Source organism: Mesorhizobium sp. M7A.F.Ca.CA.002.09.1.1, from assembly GCF_003998555.1.
Taxonomy (GTDB): domain Bacteria; phylum Pseudomonadota; class Alphaproteobacteria; order Rhizobiales; family Rhizobiaceae; genus Mesorhizobium; species Mesorhizobium ciceri.
The window spans coordinates 1-3,971 of the sequence record NZ_RZRR01000526.1 but is presented as its reverse complement, the minus strand read 5'-3'; the positions used below and the strand labels follow the sequence as shown (position 1 = coordinate 3,971).

At 63.5% G+C, this 3,971-nt stretch carries 4 protein-coding genes; all 4 read left to right on the top strand.

Annotation, left to right across the window (positions count from 1 at the left end; translation table 11 throughout):
- The coding region (locus tag EN994_RS21230; RefSeq protein WP_281060183.1) for a penicillin-binding transpeptidase domain-containing protein at window positions 1–1,180 on the top strand (1,180 nt) is incomplete at its 5' end.
- Between the two features lie 206 nt (window positions 1,181–1,386).
- Window positions 1,387–2,145, top strand: a complete 759-nt coding sequence (locus EN994_RS21225) for a M15 family metallopeptidase (RefSeq protein ID WP_244514314.1) — start codon at window positions 1,387–1,389, stop codon at window positions 2,143–2,145.
- Between the two features lie 220 nt (window positions 2,146–2,365).
- Complete coding sequence (locus EN994_RS21220; protein WP_013530876.1) at window positions 2,366–3,391, top strand: sulfate ABC transporter substrate-binding protein; 1,026 nt, start codon at window positions 2,366–2,368, stop codon at window positions 3,389–3,391.
- Window positions 3,392–3,412: 21 nt separating this feature from the next.
- On the top strand, window positions 3,413–3,971 hold a 559-nt coding region (cysT, locus tag EN994_RS21215), incomplete at its 3' end, for a sulfate ABC transporter permease subunit CysT (RefSeq protein ID WP_127307784.1).

The window sequence follows — 3,971 nt, the reverse complement described above, 5'->3', positions numbered from 1 at the left end:
CCTGTCGGTCGCCATGGTGCTGGCCGACTCCCGCACCGGCGACATCCTTGGCGAAGTCGGCTCGGCCAATTTCTTCGACGCCAGCCGCTCCGGCTGGATCGACATGACAAAGATCGTCCGCTCGCCCGGCTCGACGCTGAAGCCGTTCATCTACGGTCTTGCCTTCGAACAGGGCCTGGTGGCGCAGGAGACGCTGATCGATGACAGCCCTGTCGATTTCTCCGGCTACCGGCCGAAGAATTTCGACATGGGCTACCAGGGCGATGTCAGCATCCGGCAAGCCCTGCAACTGTCGCTCAACGTGCCGGCGATCCGCGTGCTCGACGCGGTCGGGCCAACGCGGCTGATGGCGCGCTTCCGCCAGGCCGGCGTCAGCCCCATACTGCCGGTCAACGAGGCGCCGGGCCTGGCCATCGGCCTTGGCGGCGTAGGCGTCACGCTGCGCGACCTCGCCCAGCTCTACACAGGGCTCGCCAATGGCGGCAAGACGCACACGCTGCATGACGGCACCGAGCCGGCCAATGCCGAGCGCACCAGCGCCACCATCCTCGACGGTCAGGCCAACTGGCAGATCATCGACATACTGTCGGGCGTCAAGCCGCCCGAGGGTGCCCTGCAGCGCGGCATTGCCTACAAGACCGGCACGTCCTACGGCTACCGCGACGCGTGGTCGGTCGGCTTCGACGGCCGCTATGTGCTCGGTGTCTGGGTCGGCCGTCCCGACGCCGGCGCGGTGCCCGGACTGTCCGGTTATGTCTCGGCCGCTCCCATCCTGTTCGAGGGTTTTGTCCGCTCGGGCCTGGCCACCGTCCCCTTGCCGGGCAAGCCGCCCGGACTGTTCAGCCCCAGGCGCGAGGACCTGCCGGTGACGCTCGCCCGCTTCGGCGCCGGGGCGGACGGCCTGGTGCAGGCGACAGTGACCGAACCCGCACCGACCATCATCTTCCCGCCCGACGGCGCCCGCGTCGATCTCGGCACCAATTCGGTCGACGCCTCGCCGCTGGTGCTGAAGCTGCAAGGCGGCCGTGCGCCGTTCCGCTGGCTCGCCAACGGCAAGCCGCTGGTGGGCATCGACCGTCGCCGCACCGCGACCTGGCAGCCCGACGGCGCCGGCTATTCGACGCTGACCGTCATCGACGCCGCGGGACGCGCGGCGAGCGTGAAGGTGTTTGTCGAATAGACGGCTGCAAGCGATTCGTGGAATTGGCTTTCCACAGGCTCAGCGGATAGCGGGATACTTCACCCATGCCTGTTCCGAGGCACCCCCCTCTGGCCTGCCGGCGATCTCCCCCGCAAGGAGGGCGATCGGATGTCCTTGCCGCTTTCGCCAGTTATCAATGGTGGAGCAGGACGCCAAAGCTGACAATCTCCCCCCTTGCGGGGGAGATGCCTGGCAAGGCAGAGGGGGGTGCCTCGCGCGATCCTTTCCTGTCGGCAGCCTCAGCACTGGCAGCAACAATCCTTGTCACGGCAATCACCCTCCCTGCTCTCGCTGACCCACTCCCCGCCGGCTTTGTCCGGCTCGCCGATGTCGACCCCTCGATCCGCCAGGACATCCGCTACGCCGGATCGGATAATTTTCTGCACCGCAAGGTGAACGGCTATGGCGCCCCGGTCTGCATCCTCACCGAGGATGCGGCGAAGGCACTCTCCGCTGTCCAGAAAGCGATCGCGGCCAAACGCCTGACCCTGGTGGTGTTCGATTGCTACCGCCCTGCCCGCGCCGTCGCCGACATGGGCGAATGGACAAAACAGGGCGGGCCGCCCGATCCGCAATGGTATCCGGAGGTCAGGCGCAGCGACCTGATCGCCAAGGGCTATGTCGGAGAGTTGTCGACTCATTCACGTGGCTCGACCGTCGACGTCGCCGTCGCCCAGATGGACCGCAGGTCCAGCCCGAACCCGGCCTGCGGCACCGGGGATGCCGACACGCTCGATTTCGGTACCGGTTTCGACTGCTTTGATTCAATGAGCGAAACCGCATACCGCGGCCCTGCCAGTGAAGCGGCGGCAAATCGCAAGATGCTTGTCGAAGCCATGCGCGCGGGCGGCTTCAAGAACTATGCAAGGGAATGGTGGCACTTCACGCTGAAAAGCGAACCGTTCGCCAAACAGCGTTTCGACTTTCCCATCACCGCCGATTGAGGCACCGGATCAAATTCCACACCTTGCCTCGGCACTACCCATTGCTAGATAGGCTGAGTGGCAGGGCCATGGATTCTTCCTTTGGCCGCAAGAGGAAAATATTTCTCCAAAGGACGAAATGGCGCCGAACATTTTCTCAAGAGGGGCAAAAAAGGCAACATTGAATGCACCTAATTTCTACCAATTCGGTAGATTTGGCGCAGGTTCAACGGAGGCAGAAATGACCAAACCTCATTTCAGGAAACTGCTCGGCGCACTGGTCGCCACATCTGTCCAGTTCGGCACGCTCGGTTTCGCGTTTGCCGATACCACCATTCTCAACGTCTCCTACGATCCGACACGCGAGCTCTACAAGGCCTATGACGAAGCTTTCGTCGCCCATTGGAAGGCCGAGACCGGAGAGACGGTCACCGTCCAGCAGTCGCATGGCGGATCGGGCGCCCAGGCCCGCGCCGTGATCGACGGCCTCGACGCCGATGTGGTGACGCTGGCACTCGAAGGCGACATCAATGCCATCGTCTCGAAGTCGAAGAAGATCAATCCGGACTGGCGCACCAAATTCGAAAACAATTCGGCGCCCTACACCTCGACCATCATCTTCCTCGTGCGCAAGGGCAATCCCAAGGGCATTCACGACTGGAGCGACCTCGTCAAGGACGGTGTCCAGGTGATCACGCCCAATCCCAAGACGTCCGGCGGCGCGCGCTGGAACTATCTCGCCGCATGGGCCTACGCCAACGCCAATGACGGCGGCGACGAGACCAAGACCAAGGAGTTCGTCGGCAAGCTCTACGCCAATGCCCCGGTGCTCGACACCGGCGCGCGCGGCTCGACCGTGACCTTCGCGCAAAAGGGTCTCGGCGATGTGCTTATCGCCTGGGAAAACGAGGCCTATCTGGCGCTCGACGAGTTCGGCGCCGACAATTTCGACATCGTCTACCCGCCGACCTCCATCCTGGCAGAACCGCCGGTGGCGGTGGTCGACGCCAATGTCGATGCCAAGGGCACGCGCAAGATCGCCGAAGCCTATCTGAGCTGGCTCTATTCCAAGGAAGCGCAGACGATCATCGCCAAGAACCATTATCGTCCTGCCAAGCCCGATCTGGTGCCGGCCGAGGACCTCGCCAAGCTGCCGCCGATCAAACTTGTAACCATCGACGATCCACAGTTTGGTGGCTGGAAAAAAGCACAGCCTTATCATTTCGGCGATGGTGGTATATTCGACCAGATCTACAAGCCCCAGTAAGCAGTCGATATTCAGGACGACATGACCACAGCACCCGCCCAGGCGGGGTGGCGATTCAGGCAGCCGAGCGTCATTCCGGGTTTCGGATTGACGCTCGGCTTCTCGCTTGCCTACCTCACCCTCATCATCCTCATCCCGCTATCCGGGCTGCTCTGGCGCTCGGCCGCCCTTGGCTGGCCTGAATTCTGGGCGATCGCCACCGATCGCCGCACCATCAATGCGCTGAGAATCAGCTTCGGCACTGCCTTCGTCGCGGCTGCTGTCAACGTCGTCTTCGGCACGCTGGTCGCATGGGTGCTGGTGCGTTACCGCTTCCCCGGCCGCCGCATCGTCGATGCCATGGTCGATCTGCCCTTCGCCTTGCCGACGGCTGTGGCCGGCATCGCGCTGACCACGCTCTACGCGCCGAACGGCTGGATCGGCAAATTGCTGATGCCGCTCGGCATCAAGGTCGCCTATACCCCGCTCGGTATCGTCATCGCGCTGATCTTCATCGGCCTGCCCTTCGTCGTGCGCACCGTGCAGCCGATCATGGAGGAGATCGACAAGGAAGTGGAGGAAGCCGCGGCCACCCTTGGCG